A 14480-nucleotide genomic window follows, 5' to 3' on the forward strand; every position below is an offset into this window, starting at 1 on the left:
GGTGTCCTTGGCTCAGTGACGTGATAATGTGCGCACAGTGTGCAACTTAAAGTCGGCTTCAAGTCAATGGCAAAAGAACTGGATATTGGCACGGTGGCGCGCCTGAGCGGGATCGCGCCTTCCGCGCTGCGGCATTACGAGACGAAAGGGCTGATCGCGTCGATAGGCCGCCACGGTTTGCGTCGCCAATACGCCGCCGGCGTGCTTGACCAACTGCGGCTGATCGCGCTGGCGCGCCTGGCCGGTTTTACGCTGGACGAGATGAGCGCCTTGTTTGACGAACGGGGCAAGATAGCGCTCGATCGCGGGCTGCTGGCGGCGCGGGCGGATGAGCTGGATCGCCATATCCAGCGCCTGATGCAGGTACGCGACGGGCTGCGCCACATGGTCGATTGCCCTGAACCCGAGCACCTGCAGTGCCCGCAGTTCAGGAAAATCCTGCAGCAGGGCGAGTTCTAAGCCTCGCGTTTGGGCGGCGGCGCCGAGTGATACACCGACACTGGCCGCAGGCCGCGCGACACGGTGGTGGCGATCACGCACGAGAGCAGAATGCCGGGCAGCAGCGCGTATTCGCCGGTCATTTCAAACACCATCAACGCCGCCATGATCGGCGCATGGGTGGTGGCGGCCAGCAGGGTCGCCATGCCGGTCAGCGCCAGCAGCAGCGGCACCGCCGTATCCATGCCCGGCCACAGGCCAAACAGCTGACCGATGATCGAACCGAGCGCGGCGCCGACGAACAGCGTCGGGGTGAAGACCCCGCCCGGCGCGCCCGACCCGCTGCTGGCGAGGATCGCCAACAGTTTGCACACCAGGATAGCCCCCAGCAACAGCACCCCCGGCGGTGCGATCAGCAGCGCCTGCACCACGCTGTAACCATTGCCCCATACCTGCGGGAACAGCAGCGAAAGCAGCCCGACGATCAGGCCGCCCAGCGCCAGCTGCAACGGCGGCTTCAACCGCAGCGAGCGGAAGGCGTGGCCGGTGGCGGTCATCAGCCATAAAAACAGCGGCCCGCCGGCGCCGGCCACCACGCCGACCAGCGCCATCAGCAGGTATTGCGTCGGCAAGGGGGCCGCGAGCGGCGTCACCAGATAGAGCGGCGCCTGGCCGCCGTTGAGCAGGTTGGTCATCAGCAGGGCGCTGACCGCGGCGATCACCACCGGGCCGAGCGAGGCCAGCATCAGGGTGCCGAACAGGATCTCGGCGATAAACAGGCTGCCCGCCAGCGGCGCATGATAGGCGCTGGCCATCCCGGCGGCGGCGGCGCAGGCCACCCACAGTTTCCATTCTTTCTCGTGCGTAAAGCGCTGGGCAAACAGCGAGCCTACCAGCGCCGCCAGCAGGATCATCGCGCCTTCGCGGCCGATGGCGCTGCCGCTCGACACCACCAGCAGCGACGCCAGGCACTTCACCAGGCTGGCACCGGTGTCCAGCTTGCCGTTGCCGGTCTCGATCGCTTCCATATAGTCGGTAGGCGCCGCCGGGCGCTGGTGGCGGTAGCGCTGGTGAATATACAGCAGCAGGCCCGCCGCCAGGCCGCCCAGTGCCGGAGTGAGGGCGCGCCGCCAGCCGGGCAGCGCGGCGGCGGCGGCCACCAGGCTGCCGTCGGCATTGCCGAGCAGCAGCCACTCGAGGCCAAGCATCGAACGGTGGAACAGCCACACCGCCAGAGCGGCGGCGACGCCGATGAACACGGCGATAAACAGGCTGCGCAACAGGGCGCGATAGTGGTGCAGGTGGACCAATCTTTTCATGCGTGGGCGGCGTCGTGAGAAAAATCAAAGGGTCATCAGCGCATTGTGCTTGGCGCTCCGGCCGATGACCAGTGAATCTTTAGCAAACTGCGGCGTGGGCGGGGCGGTGAGCGCCCCGGGGTGAGTTATTGCGGCGTCAGCACCCGGCGCGTGCGGCCGGAGCTGAGGTAGTCGGCGATGTAATCCTGCGAGATTTCGCCGCTGTAGCGGCCGTCTTCATCGACGATCGGCATCCAGGAGGTGTTGTGCTCGTACAGCTTCGACAGCACCACGCGCAGGTTCTCCTCTGCCCGCGCGGTGACGCGGAAACGGTGCAGGCTGTCGGCGCAGACGCCCGGCGCGCCGCGCGCCTCGCGGCGTTTGACATACCCCAGCGGCTTGCCGTCGGCGTCCACCACCGTCACCGAGCGGGCGTCGATATCGTCCATCAGCCCGAACGCCTCCACTAGCGGCGTCTCTCGCCGCACCGTCACCGTTTCCTGCTGATCGGCCACGTCGCCGGCCTGCACCAGCAGCAGGCGCTTTAGCGTACGGTCCTGGCCGACAAAGGAGGCAACGAAGTCGTTCGCCGGCCGCGCCAGCAGCTCATCGGCGCTGGCGTTCTGTACGATTTTGCCCTGACGGAACACTGCGATGCGATCGCCGAGCTTCAGCGCTTCATCGATGTCGTGGCTCACCAGCATCACGGTCTTTTTCAGCTGGCGCTGCATGTCGAGAAACTCGTTCTGGATGGTTTCGCGGTTGATCGGATCCACCGCGCCGAAGGGTTCATCCATCAGCAGCACCGGTGGATCGGCCGCCAGCGCACGGATCACGCCGATGCGCTGCTGCTGCCCGCCGGACATCTCTTTCGGGTAGCGGTGCAAAAAGCGCTTGGGATCCAGCGCCACCATGCTCATCAGCTCCTCGGCGCGATCGTGGCAGCGTTTTTTGTCCCAGCCCAGCATGCGCGGGACCACGGTGATGTTTTCCTCGATGGTCATGTTGGGGAACAGACCGATCTGCTGGATGACGTAGCCGATTTTGCGGCGCAGGCTGACGGTATCCAGCGCGCTGGTGTCTTCACCGTTGATCAGAATGGTGCCGCCGGTGGGTTCGATCAGGCGGTTGATCATCTTGAGCGTGGTGGTTTTGCCGCAGCCGGAAGGGCCGAGCAGCACGCAGATTTCGCCTTCCGGCACGTCCAGATTGATGTTGTCGACGGCGTTGAACGGCGTACCGTTCTTCTGCATGAACTGTTTGGTCAGATTTTCCAATTTAATCATGAGCGGATCCCCTTGGGCGTAAGCGCAATTTGCAAGCGGTGCAATAACCAATCGAGGACGATCGCCAGCAGGCTGATCATCACGGCGCCGGTAATCAACTGGCGGATGTCGCTGCTGCTGATGCCGTTGAGCAGCAGCAGGCCGAGGCCGCCGGCGCCGATCACTGCGGCGATCGCCATCACGCCGATATTCATCACCACGGCGGTGCGAATGCCGCCGAAAATGACCGGCAGCGCCACCGGGATCTCTACCCAGCGCAGGCGTTGCCAGAACGTCATACCGATGCCGCGGCCGGCTTCGCGCAGCCCGCCGGGCAGGTTGTCGAGCGCGGTGTGGGTGTTGCGCACGATCGGCAGCAGCGAGTAGAGGAACACCGCGGTGATCGCCGGCACGTAGCCGATGCCGTGGCCGATTAAGGAAAACAGCGGGATCATCAGCCCGAACAGGGCGATGGAGGGCACGGTCAGCACCAGCGTGGCCAGGCTCAACACCGGCGTCGCCAGCCATTTGTGGCGGACGATCAGCACGCCGAGCGGTACGCCGATCAGGATCGCCAGGCCGACGGCGACGCCGACCAGCAGCAGGTGTTCCAGCGTCAATCCGGCGATGTAGGCCCAGTTTTGCCAGGCGTAAAGCACAGTATTCATCACATGTCTCCCTTAATCAGGCCGCGCTGCTTGAGGAACGCGTCGGCGACCTGCTGCGGCGTCTGGTAGTCGATATCCACCTTGGCGTTAAGCTCGGTGATCACCTGATTGTTGAACTGTTTCGACAGCGTGTTCAGCGCCTCTTCCAGCCCCGGCGTGTTTTGCAACACGTCGGCGCGCACTACCGGCGTGACCGCATAGCTCGGGAAATAGCCCTTGTCGTCTTCGAGCACCTGCAGATCGAAGCCTTTCACCCGGCCGTCGGTGGTGTACACCAGTCCGGCATCGACGAAGCCGTCGCGGATGGCGTTGTAAACCAGGCCGGGGTCCATTTGGCGGATTTGCGGGCGATCGAGCGGCATGTCGTACAGCGCCTGCATCGGCTTCAGGCCGTCCGAGCGGCCGGCAAACTCCAGATCCAGCCCCAGCAGCCAGTTGTGTTTCGGGTCGGTTTTACGCACCTGTTCCACTTTTGCCACCAGCTGCGACATCGTGCGAATGTGTTCTTTTTCCGCGCGCTGGCGCTGCATGGCGAAGGCATAGGTGTTGTTCATGTCCGCCGGCTGCAGCCACACCAGGCCGAGCTTGGCGTCGAGCTTTTTCACCGTGTCGTAAGTTTCCTGCGGCGTCATGCGCTTATTGATGTGGTTAAAGATGATCAGCGAGGTGCCGGTGTATTCCCAGGTCATGTCGATCTGTTTGTTGATCATGGCGTTGCGGGTGATCACCGTGGCCAGATTGGTCTTGGGTTCGACCTGAAACCCCTTGGCCCGCAGGTATTGCACGGTGATCGCCGACAGAATTCGCTGTTCGGTAAAGTTCTTGCTCGCCAGCGTCAGCGGAGCGGCCCAGGCGGCCGCGCCGGTCATCAGCAAGGAGAACAGCAGCGCGTGGCGGAGGTGTTGTAACCATCGAGTCATCGCGTTTCTCCCATCAGGATGCGGTGTGCGGGCTGAGCCGGCGGCCGAGACCGGCCAGCGCCAGATCGAGCAGCAGGGCGATCAGCGCGGTGGCGGCGGCGCCGAGGATCAGCGTCGGGAAGTCGTTCAGGTAGATGCCGGGGAAAATCAGTTCGCCGTAGCTGCTGGCGCCGATCAAAAACGCCAGCGGCGCGGTGCCGACGTTGATCGCCATCGCGATGCGCACCCCGGCGAAGATCACCGGCAGCGCGTTGGGCAGCTCAACCTGGCGCAGCCGCTGCCCGGCGGTCATGCCAATACCGTTGGCGGCCTCGACCAGCGCCGGCGGCACCGAACGCAGGCCGGCATAGGTATTGCGCACGATGGGCAGCAGCGAGGCGAGGAACAGCGCCACCACCGCCGGCCGATCGCCGATGCCGATGATCACCATCGCCAGCGCCAGCACCGCCAGCGGCGGCAGGGTGTTGCCGACGTTAAAGATCTGCATCACGTGCTCCGCCCAGCGGCGGGCGAAGGGGCGGCTCAGCAGGATGCCGCTGGGAATGCCGACCAGCAGCGACAGCAGCATGGAGCACACCACCAGGAACATGTGCTGCTGGCCGAGGTAAATCAAATCTTCCCGGCGCGACTTGAGGGTTTCCCAACCGATGCCGTAAACCAGCAGTGCGATGACGGCGATAAACAGCAGGCTCCCGAGGAGCAGGCGCCGGTATGGCGCTGACTTGTGCATGATGTTGCGTCCTCCGTTGCGCGGAGCGGCCGATAGGCGGCGCATTCCGCTCTGATTGTTACCCACTGCCCGGCGGGCGTGGCGGTACAAAACGGGCGTTTCGCATGAGGTTAGCGACATTGAGCGAAGGGTGCGTTCGGCACAGCATGCTGAACGTAGGCTCAATACGTGAGTTAATCAGCATAAGATACTGATATTTAAACTAGAGAAAGCACGAAGCCCAATGACCCCGGCTAGGGAAGGTATAGCACCCCGTCGTTGGCCATGCCAAGTTTTATGAACAAAATCAGCTGATTGAGTTTGCCCGTATTCGCGCCTCAGCCCGCGTCAGCGCTGGGATGCGCGGAAAGTGAAAAAAATCCGCAGCAAAACGTTACGCCGTAACAATCAGTCCAAATGGTGCGATTCGCCGCCGGCAAAAGCAGGATGTGAGGGCGGATAGACTTGGCGCAGGCGCTTGCTGATATACTCAGGGAAAATAAAAACGCCAGGAAGCCTGCATAACGCCATGACAAATAACGTTTCACCCGCACCCATTGCCCACCGCCCGCTGATCCTGATCGCCTGCATGCTGGCGATGTTCATGTCGGCGATCGAAGCCACCATCGTCGCTACCGCCATGCCGACCATCATCGGCGATCTCGGCGGCTTCTCGCTGCTGGGGTGGGTGTTCGCGGTCTATTTGCTGGCGCAGGCGATCACCATCCCCATCTACGGCCGGTTGGCGGATCTCTACGGCCGCAAGCGGGTGTTCTTCTTCGGTGCCACGCTGTTCCTGCTGGGATCGGTGCTGTGCGGCTTCGCCCCCGACATGTATTGGCTGATCGGCTTCCGTTTATTGCAGGGGCTGGGCGCCGGCGCCATCATGCCGATCGCTTCCACCATCATCGGCGATATCTACAGCGCCACCGAGCGGCCGAAGGTGATGGGGTATCTGTCGAGCGTATGGGGCGTGTCGGCGATTATCGGCCCGCTGCTGGGCGCGTTTATCGTGCAGCATCTGCCTTGGGCGCTGGTGTTCTGGGTCAACCTGCCGATCGGCCTGCTGGCGATGTTCTTCCTCTGGCGCTATCTGCCGGCCCATCAGCAGCTGCGGCGGCACGCGCTGGATCTGGCGGGCACCGCCTGGCTGACGCTATTCGTTTCGGCGCTGCTGCTGGCGCTGTTGCAGATGGAAAGCCTGGGATGGTGGGTGGCGCCGTTGCTCGCGCTGGCGGCGGCGTCGCTGGCGCTGCTGATACGTCAGGAGCGGCGCGCGGTCGAACCGCTGTTCCCGCTGGCGCTGTGGCAGAGCCGGGTGATCGTCGCCGGTAACATCGGCGGGTTGGTGATCGGCGCGGCGATGATGGGCATCAGTGCCTTCCTGCCGACCTTCATTCAGGGCGTAATGGGCGGCTCGCCGCTGGAGGCGGGCACCACGCTGGCGCTGATGTCGATCGGTTGGCCGCTGGCCAGCACGCTGAGCGGCCGTTTGATGCTGATGACCTCGTATCGCGCGACGGCGCTGCTGGGGGCGCTGCTGTTGGTGGCCGGCGGCCTGATCCTGCTGATGCTGCAGCCGAACGGCGGCCTGCTGTGGGGCCGGGTGGCGGCGTTTATGGTCGGCGCCGGCATGGGGCTGTGCAACACCACGTTTTTAGTGTCGGTGCAGAACGCGGCGCATTACAGCATTCGTGGCATCGCCACCGCCTGTACGGTATTTACCCGCATGGTGGGGTCGGCCATCGGCACCGCCATTCTGGGCGCCACGCTGAACCTCAACCTGCAGTGGCGTTTGCCGGAGATTGACGATCCGGTGCAGCGGCTGATGGAGCCGGCGGTGCGGAAGAGCATGGGGAGCGAAGCGTTGTCGCAGCTGACCCAGCACGTAGCGGCCTCGCTGCATTGGGTGTTCCTGGTGTCGGCGTTGGTGTCGTTGCTGGCGCTGGCGGCGGCGATGCTGATCCCGGCGCGTTGCCGGCCGCAGGGCGAAGAGGAAGAGGCGGAACAGGCATAAAAGAAAAGGGCGCGGCTGTTGCACGCCCTGGGTAGCCGATGTGGCTTACTGCGAGTTGGAGGTATCCTGGCTGGTGCCGGTCTGCGCCGCGTCACCGCGATCGTCGCCGTTGTTCAGGCGGGTATAGACGATCTTCTGGGTGTCGTTTTCGCAGTGGCCGACCACTTGGCCGCCCGCTTGATCGGCCTGATCGTTAGGCACGATCTCCAGTTTGAAGCCGGACTCCGGAACGCCGTTATTGACGATTTTTTGCGAAATGTCCGCTTTCACGCTTTCGCAGGAGGCCAGGGCCGCCAACGGCGCGCCGGCCAGCAATACAGCGGTTAATATCAGCGTTTTTTTCATCACGTCATCCTTTTAGACAATGGACTTCCTGTAACAGGATAGCAGCAACGGCGGCCGGGTTTCACGCTTGCCCGCCCGCCGCAGGCGGATTAAGGATTAATCCGACGCCCGGTCTGGCGATCCAGGCATTTACGGGTGTCCGGCTCCCAGTACGCGTTGACGTTGTTGCTGTCGTTGCAGCGGTCTTCGTCATCCGCCGCGCGATCGGCCTTGTCGAACTCTTTCTCGACGCGAGTGTTAACCTTGTGGCGCAGGGATTTGGTATCATTCCACTGCTCTTTGCTCTGGCGCGCTTCTTCGGTGCTCATCGCACCGCTGCCTTTACCATCGACGGTGACGCAGGTGCTGCCCTGAGTGCAGGTGGCTGCCAGCGCCGGCGCCTGCCAGGCGCCCATGACGGCCAGCATGGCGACCGGCAGCATCCCGCGCAGCAGTCGTTGGGTCGAAAATGTTTTCATCGTTTCATCCTTATGAGTGAGTGCGCCTGATGATGGCGGCACTGGCGTTACCTCGCCCGCAGGCGTGGTAATAAATATACCACCGCGCTCCTGGAATTCACCAGCCAAGCGCCGATTCGTTTACTTTATCGAGAGAAAACTGCGACCGATGTTAAAAACCACGCTGTTGTTTTTCGCCACCGCGCTCGCCGAAATTATCGGCTGTTTCCTGCCTTACCTGTGGCTCAAGAAGCAGGGCAGCACCTGGCTGCTGCTGCCGGCGGCATTAAGCCTGATGCTGTTTGTCTGGCTGTTGACGCTGCATCCGGCGGCCAGCGGGCGGGTCTACGCGGCCTATGGCGGCGTGTATGTGGCGACGGCGCTGCTATGGCTGCGGGTGGTGGATGGGGTGAAGCTGTCTGCGCTGGACTGGGTGGGCGCCGGGGTGGCGCTGGTGGGCATGCTGATCATCGTTTCCGGCTGGCGCGCGGCCTGAGGAAACAGGGCGGGAGTCGCCTCCCGCCGTCGGAGATCAGGCGCCTCGGTGGATGTTCAGCCCGGCGAAGGACTGGCTGACCGGCATCATTTCCAGCGTGTTGATGTTGACGCGCGCCGGCAACGTCGCGACCCAGAACACCGACTCGGCGATGTCTTCCGGCGTCAGCGCATCGGCGCCTTCGTAGGTTTTGTTGACCTTGCCGTCATCGCCCTTGAAACGCACGTTGGAGAATTCGGTGCCGCCCACCAGGCCCGGCTCGATATCGGTCACGCGGATGCGCGTGCCGTGCAGATCGGCGCGCAGGCCCAGGCTGAACTGTTTAACGAACGCCTTAGTGGCGCCGTACACGTTGCCGCCGGCGTAAGGCCAGTTGGCGGCGGTGGAACCGATGTTGATCACATGGCCGACGTTGCGTTCGACCATGGCCGGCAGCAGCGCGCGCGTCATGTTCACCAGCCCCTTGGCGTTGGTGTCGATCATGGTTTCCCAGTCATCGGCGTTGGCCTTGTGTGCCGGCTCCAGCCCCAGCGCCAGCCCGGCGTTGTTCACCAGCACGTCGATTTGGCGCAGCTCGGCCGGCAGTGCTTCGATCGCCTGCTGAATGGCGGCGCGGTTGCGCACGTCGAGCCGCACGATATGCAGCGCTTGCCCGAGTTCTTCCTGCAGCTCTTCGAGGCGCTCAAGGCGGCGCCCGGCGGCGATCACCTGGTGGCCTTCACGGATAAAACGGCGTGCGATCGCCTCGCCGAAACCGGAGGTGGCGCCGGTAACAAAAATAATCATGTTGCTGTTCCTCAACTGTTTTTACCCTACATACCTCTATCATTAGCACAAACCCGCAGGCAGTGGCAGCGGTTATCACGGCGGAAAGCAAAAAAGGTCACACCGGGCCGGCGGCCCGATGCTGATTAGCGCTGAGGCGGCAGGTGGTACACCACGGCGTCATACTTGACGCGTTCGCAACGCCCGGCCAGCACGCCGCCCAACGACTCGATGAGGCGACGGCTGGCGGCATTCTGCTCGGCCACCGGGTAGATAAGGTGCTGAGGCTGAAAGCGCTCGCTGACCCAGCGCGCGATGCCCTGCACGATTTCGCGCCCGTAACCCTGGCCATGCAGGCTCTCTTTGACCCAGATACCCAGCTCCGGAGTGTGGCTGCGCAGGTTGTGTGCGCCGCCGACGCCGACGAACAGGCGGTCTTCGCGCCGGCGGGCGACGAAGATCACTTCTTCGCCTTCGCGCATCAGCGGCAGCCAGCCTTGCCAGACGTTGGCGAAATCTTCCGGCGACGCCTCCGGCTCAAAGGCCATAAAACGCGTCAGGGTGGGGGTGATCGCCTGGTAAACATCGTCGGCGTCTGCTGCGGTAAAGGGGGCAATCAACAAACGGTCGGTGTCAACGCGGCACTGAGAAAGGTCATTGTGATTCATTTTAATTCCTCGCTTTTCAGGCCATAACGGCAAAAAATCCGCGCCCATAAATTGGGGCGGATCGTCGATATTACGCGTATTGACGGCAGAAGCGACTTATTTCTCGCCGCTGCGGCGGCGTGGTGGGAGAGGCTTATGTGACATCGTCACGTTGATGGGAAAGGCGGCGGGCACGATGAGCCGCGCCCGCCGCCGGGGGTCAGAACTTCACCGAACCTTGCAGATAGATCGTGCGCGGCTGGCCGATGTACAGACCTTTGTTATTGTCGTCATAGGCGCGGGTGAAATACTCGTGGTTGAACAGGTTTTTCACCCCGACGCCCAGATTCAGGCCGGCCATTTCCGGGCCGAAATCATAGGCGGCGCGCACGCCCCACAGCATATAGCCGGGAATGCGGCCGGTGCTGCCGTCGGCGCTTTCCGCCACGGTGTTGGCGTTGTCGGCGAACTGGCTGGATTGGAACTCGCCGTTAAGATTAAACGCCCAGTTGCCTGGCGTATAGTCCAGCCCCAGCGTGCCTTTATGCTTCGGTGAGAACGGCACCTGATTGCCCTTGTAGCCGCCGTCTTCGCGGATGGTGGCGTTGACGTAAGCGTAGCTGGCGTAGGCGGTCAGGTCGTCCAGTTTTGGCGTCAGCTGCGACAGATCGTAACGCAGGCTGCCTTCCAGCCCGGCGTGGCGGGTTTTGCCGCGCGCGGTCACGCTGTCGGTCACCTGGTTGGAATCGTACTGGTTGTTGAAGTTGATCAGGAACAGCCCGATCTCGCCGGTCAGCGCATCGCCGGCGTAGCGGGTGCCCAGCTCCCAGGTGCGCGCCTTCTCGGGTTCAATCTTGCCGCTGTCGACTGCTTTGCCCATCTGGCTGTACTGCACGGTGCCGAAGGAGCCTTCGGTGTTGGCGTACAGGTTCCAGTATTCGTTCAGGTGATACATCACGTTCAATGCCGGCAGCGGCGCGTTATAGCTGACGTCAAGGCGGTTGTTCTTGATGTAGTTGTTCTGATACGACTTGATGTACTCGTAGCGCATGCCCGGTGTGATGGTCCAGTCGCCGATGTCGATGCGATCGTCGATATAGAAGGCGTGCGCCTCGGTGCCGGACTGGGTATCACGATCGTACGGGCTGGAGGTGGACGGCAGCCGACCGGTGCTGGCCTTGCTGGTGTAGCGCAGCTCGTGGGTGGATTCGCTGACGTAGCGGTAACCGACGCCGACCTCATGCGCCGACTCGCCCCAGCGGAAGCTCTGGCTGTAGCGCGGTTCCACGCCGCGCACCCAGTATTCGCGCGGCGACAGCGTCAGGTTTTTGCCCTGATCCAGATAGCCGCTGCGCAGGGTGTAGGTGTAGAAGCTCTGCACGTCGAACTTGTGCTGCTGATCCGGCTGATATTGGTAGCCGAAGTTCGCCAGCTGGCGCCGACCCCAGAACTTGTCGTACGGGCGCGTCGACTGGAACGGGTTGGCGTTGTAGTCCGCCCGGCTCAGGCCGCCCGGCATGTCCGCTTCGCCTTCGTAGTATTGCAGCAGGCTGTTGAAGGTGTGCACCTCGTTCGGGGCGTAACGGCTTTTTAGCATCACGTCGTCGATCTTGGTCGTGCTGTGTTCGCGCCAGTCGCTGCCGCGGGTGCCGGAGTAGAGCAGCGCCGCGCCGAAGCCGTTGTCGGCGGTGCCGCCGATCATCAGGTTGCCGGTGCCTTTCGGGTGATCCTGGCGTGAGGTCGGGCTGAGCTGCCCCTGCATGCCGGCTTCCATGCCGAAGGTTTTCGGGATGGCGCGAGTGACGAAGTTGACGACGCCGCCGACGCTCTGCGGCCCGTAGCGCACCGCGCCGCCGCCGCGCACCACGTCAATCGCATCCATATTGCCGAGCGAGACCGGCGCCAGCGACAGCTGCGGCTGGCCGTAAGGGGCGAAGGGCACCGGGATGCCGTCCATCAGCACGGTGGAGCGGCTGGCGAGGCGCGGGTTGAGGCCGCGAATGCCGAAGTTAAGTGCCATGTCATGGCTGCCGGTGCCGTTGTTCTCCGGCGCCACCACGCCCGGCACGCGGTTCAACGCTTCGCGCACGGTGGTGGTGCCGGTTTTGGCGAATTCTTCGCGACGTACCACGTCACGCGCGCCGGGATGTTCGAACACGTCTACCTGACGGCCTTCCGCCAGCCAGTCACCGACCACGGTGATGTCTTCTTCCTTCTGCGGCTGCGGCAGTTTGGCCAGCGTGTAACCGTTGTTACCGAGCGCTTTAGCCTGCAGGCCGCTGCCGGCCAGCAGGGCGTTCAGGCCGTCATCGACGCCGTAGCTGCCGTTCAGGCCCGGCGAACGTTTGCCGGCGGTCAGCGTGCCGTCCACCGAGAGCGCGATGCTGGCGCGCGCGGCGAACGCGTTCAGCGCGCCGTCCAGCTCACCGGCCGGAATGTGATAGGTTGCAGCGGCGCTGGCGGCGCTCGCCGTCAGCGGTGCGGCGAAGGCCAGGCCAATGGCCACGGCCAGCGGCGTGGCCCGTTTTCCCCAAAGCGAAGCCGGCGCTCCCTTTCCCCAAGCGTTGTTCATACCTTCTCCTGAATCATTTTTTATTTATTGCTGCAGTGTTTTCCTGGGAGTCGGATGAGCAAAGCAAAAGGGACAATCAAGAATGCGATTTTTTATCATTTTCATTTAAAAAGATTCAGGCGGGAACGATTTGCAGCCAATAGCGGGTAAAGCTCTGCAGGCGCACCGGCAGCGTTTGGCTGAGCAGGGCGAGGGCGCGATCGGTATCGTTGAGCGGGAAACTGCCGCTGACGCGCAGGGCGGCGACGGCCGGATCGCAGCTCAGATGGCCGCGCCGGTAGCGCGCCAGTTCGGCGATCACCCGGTCCAGCCGCCACTGGCTGACGCTCAGCACGCCGCGCAGCCAGCCGTCCTCCGCCGCAGCCGGTTGTTTGTCGCTGAAGGCCGTGGCGCTGAAGCTTATCTGTTCTCCGGCCTCCACCCGGCGCGTTTGCTGCGCGTCCTGCGCCAGCTGCGCTTCGACTGCATGCTCCAGCACCGTCAGGCGCGTCTCGCCGCCGCTCTCACGCACCAAAAAACGGGTGCCGAGCGCGTGCATCGCCCCCTGTGGGCTTTGCACCCACAGCGGCCGGGGGTCGCGTCCGGTAACCAGGCTGATTTCCCCGGCGTGCAGGCGGATCAGCCGTTGGCGATCGTCGTAATGCACGTCCACCGCGCTGGCGGTGTTCAGCACCAGCTGGGTACCGTCGCTTAACACAATGGGTTTGATCTCGCCGGTGGCGGTGCGGTAGTCGGCGCGCAGCTCCCGACCGAGCGGCGACTGGTAAAGGAAGCCGCTGCCGCCCACGCCGAGCAACAGCAGCACGCTCTTCAGCAGGGTGCGGCGATCAATCGCCGATTGGCGGCCGGCGCGATCGAGCGCGCGGTAGCTGAACTTGCCCGGTACGCCCTGCAGCTGGCTCTGCAACGCTTCGACGCGTTGCCAGGCCCAGCAATGATCGTCATGCTGCTGATGCCAGGCTTGCCACTGTTGGCGCTGGCGGTCGGTGACGTGCTCATCGCACAGCAGGGCATACCAGTGTGCGGCCATCTTCAGCGCCTGGCGCTGCTCGGGGGTGATGGCGTTGCTCATGAGAAAACGTCGTTTTCCAGGCTGAACAGCAGGCAATGCTCGGTGGCCTTGGCCATGTATTTTTTAACCGAGCTGACCGACACGCCGAGGCGCACGGCGATGTCCGCATAGCCCAGGCCTTCGAGCTGCGACAGCAGGAAGGCCTGTTTCACCTTTGGCCCCAGGCCGTCGAGCATGGCGTCGATCTGCTGCAGGCTTTCCAGCAGGCTCTGGCGCTGCTCCGGCGACGGCGCATAGCCTTCCGGGATCAGCGCCAGCATCTCCAGATAGGCGCGCTCCAGCGTTCTGCGGCGGAACAGGTCGACCATCACCCGCTTGGCGACGGTGACCAGAAAATCTTTCGGCTCGCGCAGGGTCGCCGCAGAGTCGCTTTTCAGCAGGCGCATGAAGGTGTCCTGCGCCACATCGTCCGCGTCGAAAGCGCAGCCCAGCCGCCTGCGCAGCCATCCCTGCAACCAGGCATGATGGGTGGCGTAAAGGCGCGACAGCGCGGCGTGCGGGGCGGAAGCGGTGGCGGACATGGTTTTCGCATTGCTGGTCAAAAAGATGCGCGGATGATAATTGAGAATGGTTATCGTTTCAAGTTTCGCCGTTGCCCTCAGGCCGGAATGCGGCACCCAGGTGTGGCGCTGAAATAAACCGGGTGGCCGTGAAGATATTCGTTTGCCCCGTAAAGGTGCAGCGGCACGGTGTTATTCCGGCAAGCAAACGGTTGCTATTAGCCTGCCGTTGAAGGCCGCCGCACGGTTTATTCTTTTTCATCGGCTGGTTTTCTTTGTTTAATTAATATCACTCTGTTTTTACATGAAAATATATTTTATCACCGGCTGT

General features: G+C 63.2%; 15 protein-coding genes. 3 read left to right on the forward strand and 12 right to left on the reverse strand.

Going from position 1 to position 14480, the window contains the following annotated elements; translation table 11 throughout:
* Window positions 1-66 precede the first annotated feature (66 nt).
* Window positions 67-459 (forward strand): helix-turn-helix domain-containing protein, encoded by a 393-nt coding sequence (locus QDT79_RS15450; RefSeq protein WP_130018018.1) that lies wholly within the window; start codon window positions 67-69, stop codon window positions 457-459.
* Here QDT79_RS15450 and clcB read toward each other — a convergent pair.
* The 5 genes from clcB to QDT79_RS15475 form a co-directional block, all read right to left on the reverse strand.
* The gene (clcB, locus tag QDT79_RS15455) at window positions 456-1757 is read right to left on the reverse strand and encodes a voltage-gated ClC-type chloride channel ClcB (RefSeq protein ID WP_063989764.1); all 1302 of its coding nucleotides are present in this window, start codon (window positions 1755-1757) and stop codon (window positions 456-458) included. The genes QDT79_RS15450 and clcB overlap by 4 nt on opposite strands.
* Before the next feature lie 125 nt (window positions 1758-1882).
* A complete protein-coding gene (gene osmV / locus QDT79_RS15460; RefSeq protein WP_016927861.1) occupies window positions 1883-3022 on the reverse strand; it encodes an osmoprotectant ABC transporter ATP-binding protein OsmV in 1140 nt (379 codons plus the stop codon).
* Window positions 3019-3669, reverse strand: a complete 651-nt coding sequence (osmW, locus tag QDT79_RS15465; protein ID WP_049199194.1) for an osmoprotectant ABC transporter permease OsmW — start codon at window positions 3667-3669, stop codon at window positions 3019-3021. Before osmW ends, osmV begins: the two co-directional genes overlap by 4 nt.
* Window positions 3669-4538, reverse strand: a complete 870-nt coding sequence (locus QDT79_RS15470; protein ID WP_369919416.1) for a glycine betaine ABC transporter substrate-binding protein — start codon at window positions 4536-4538, stop codon at window positions 3669-3671. The genes osmW and QDT79_RS15470 overlap by 1 nt, the downstream gene beginning before the upstream one ends.
* A 64-nt stretch (window positions 4539-4602) precedes the next feature.
* Window positions 4603-5319 carry an ABC transporter permease gene (locus QDT79_RS15475; RefSeq protein ID WP_004938551.1) on the reverse strand — a complete coding sequence of 239 codons (717 nt, stop codon included), beginning with the start codon at window positions 5317-5319 and terminating at the stop codon, window positions 4603-4605.
* Between the two features lie 508 nt (window positions 5320-5827).
* Here QDT79_RS15475 and QDT79_RS15480 point away from each other — a divergent pair.
* Window positions 5828-7315: an MDR family MFS transporter gene (locus QDT79_RS15480; protein ID WP_308316688.1), complete on the forward strand. Its 1488-nt coding sequence runs from the start codon at window positions 5828-5830 to the stop codon at window positions 7313-7315.
* Between the two features lie 45 nt (window positions 7316-7360).
* Here QDT79_RS15480 and QDT79_RS15485 read toward each other — a convergent pair whose 3' ends face one another.
* Window positions 7361-7660, reverse strand: coding sequence for a DUF1161 domain-containing protein (locus tag QDT79_RS15485; RefSeq protein WP_063989767.1), 300 nt, complete (start codon window positions 7658-7660; stop codon window positions 7361-7363).
* 89 nt (window positions 7661-7749) lie between these two features.
* Window positions 7750-8118 (reverse strand): DUF1283 family protein, encoded by a 369-nt coding sequence (locus tag QDT79_RS15490; protein ID WP_004938560.1) that lies wholly within the window; start codon window positions 8116-8118, stop codon window positions 7750-7752.
* Window positions 8119-8266: 148 nt separating this feature from the next.
* Between QDT79_RS15490 and QDT79_RS15495 the strand changes: the two genes are divergently transcribed.
* Window positions 8267-8593 carry a YnfA family protein gene (locus QDT79_RS15495; RefSeq protein ID WP_107226837.1) on the forward strand — a complete coding sequence of 109 codons (327 nt, stop codon included), beginning with the start codon at window positions 8267-8269 and terminating at the stop codon, window positions 8591-8593.
* Between the two features lie 36 nt (window positions 8594-8629).
* Here the strand turns inward: QDT79_RS15495 and ydfG are convergent, their stop codons facing one another.
* From ydfG to fecI, 5 genes are all read right to left on the reverse strand, one after another.
* Window positions 8630-9379, reverse strand: a complete 750-nt coding sequence (gene ydfG / locus QDT79_RS15500) for a bifunctional NADP-dependent 3-hydroxy acid dehydrogenase/3-hydroxypropionate dehydrogenase YdfG (protein ID WP_016927858.1) — start codon at window positions 9377-9379, stop codon at window positions 8630-8632.
* A 125-nt stretch (window positions 9380-9504) separates the two neighbouring features.
* Entirely contained in the window at window positions 9505-10026 is a 522-nt protein-coding gene (locus tag QDT79_RS15505) for a GNAT family N-acetyltransferase (RefSeq protein WP_063989769.1), read from the reverse strand.
* A gap of 199 nt (window positions 10027-10225) precedes the next feature.
* A complete protein-coding gene (gene fecA / locus QDT79_RS15510) occupies window positions 10226-12577 on the reverse strand; it encodes a TonB-dependent Fe(3+) dicitrate receptor FecA (RefSeq protein ID WP_308316689.1) in 2352 nt (783 codons plus the stop codon).
* Window positions 12578-12692: 115 nt separating this feature from the next.
* The gene (gene fecR, locus QDT79_RS15515) at window positions 12693-13649 is read right to left on the reverse strand and encodes a ferric citrate uptake sigma factor regulator FecR (protein WP_308316690.1); all 957 of its coding nucleotides are present in this window, start codon (window positions 13647-13649) and stop codon (window positions 12693-12695) included.
* A complete protein-coding gene (fecI, locus tag QDT79_RS15520) occupies window positions 13646-14170 on the reverse strand; it encodes a ferric citrate uptake sigma factor FecI (RefSeq protein ID WP_308316691.1) in 525 nt (174 codons plus the stop codon). Before fecI ends, fecR begins: the two co-directional genes overlap by 4 nt.
* Window positions 14171-14480 lie beyond the last annotated feature (310 nt).

Source organism: Serratia marcescens (assembly GCF_029846115.1).
In the GTDB taxonomy this organism is placed as follows: domain Bacteria; phylum Pseudomonadota; class Gammaproteobacteria; order Enterobacterales; family Enterobacteriaceae; genus Serratia; species Serratia marcescens_L.

What these genes read in the sequence shown, in the direction of transcription:
- clcB (WP_063989764.1), bottom strand. Translation starts at nt 1,757, where the DNA reads ATGAAAAGATTGGTCCACCTGCACCACTATCGCGCCCTGTTGCGCAGC.
- osmW (WP_049199194.1), bottom strand. Translation starts at nt 3,669, where the DNA reads ATGAATACTGTGCTTTACGCCTGGCAAAACTGGGCCTACATCGCCGGA.
- fecA (WP_308316689.1), bottom strand. Translation starts at nt 12,577, where the DNA reads ATGAACAACGCTTGGGGAAAGGGAGCGCCGGCTTCGCTTTGGGGAAAA.
- fecR (WP_308316690.1), bottom strand. Translation starts at nt 13,649, where the DNA reads ATGAGCAACGCCATCACCCCCGAGCAGCGCCAGGCGCTGAAGATGGCC.
- ydfG (WP_016927858.1), bottom strand. Translation starts at nt 9,379, where the DNA reads ATGATTATTTTTGTTACCGGCGCCACCTCCGGTTTCGGCGAGGCGATC.
- QDT79_RS15475 (WP_004938551.1), bottom strand. Translation starts at nt 5,319, where the DNA reads ATGCACAAGTCAGCGCCATACCGGCGCCTGCTCCTCGGGAGCCTGCTG.
- QDT79_RS15495 (WP_107226837.1), top strand. Translation starts at nt 8,267, where the DNA reads ATGTTAAAAACCACGCTGTTGTTTTTCGCCACCGCGCTCGCCGAAATT.
- QDT79_RS15485 (WP_063989767.1), bottom strand. Translation starts at nt 7,660, where the DNA reads ATGAAAAAAACGCTGATATTAACCGCTGTATTGCTGGCCGGCGCGCCG.
- QDT79_RS15450 (WP_130018018.1), top strand. Translation starts at nt 67, where the DNA reads ATGGCAAAAGAACTGGATATTGGCACGGTGGCGCGCCTGAGCGGGATC.
- QDT79_RS15505 (WP_063989769.1), bottom strand. Translation starts at nt 10,026, where the DNA reads ATGAATCACAATGACCTTTCTCAGTGCCGCGTTGACACCGACCGTTTG.
- QDT79_RS15470 (WP_369919416.1), bottom strand. Translation starts at nt 4,538, where the DNA reads ATGACCGGCGCGGCCGCCTGGGCCGCTCCGCTGACGCTGGCGAGCAAG.
- QDT79_RS15490 (WP_004938560.1), bottom strand. Translation starts at nt 8,118, where the DNA reads ATGAAAACATTTTCGACCCAACGACTGCTGCGCGGGATGCTGCCGGTC.
- fecI (WP_308316691.1), bottom strand. Translation starts at nt 14,170, where the DNA reads ATGTCCGCCACCGCTTCCGCCCCGCACGCCGCGCTGTCGCGCCTTTAC.
- osmV (WP_016927861.1), bottom strand. Translation starts at nt 3,022, where the DNA reads ATGATTAAATTGGAAAATCTGACCAAACAGTTCATGCAGAAGAACGGT.
- QDT79_RS15480 (WP_308316688.1), top strand. Translation starts at nt 5,828, where the DNA reads ATGACAAATAACGTTTCACCCGCACCCATTGCCCACCGCCCGCTGATC.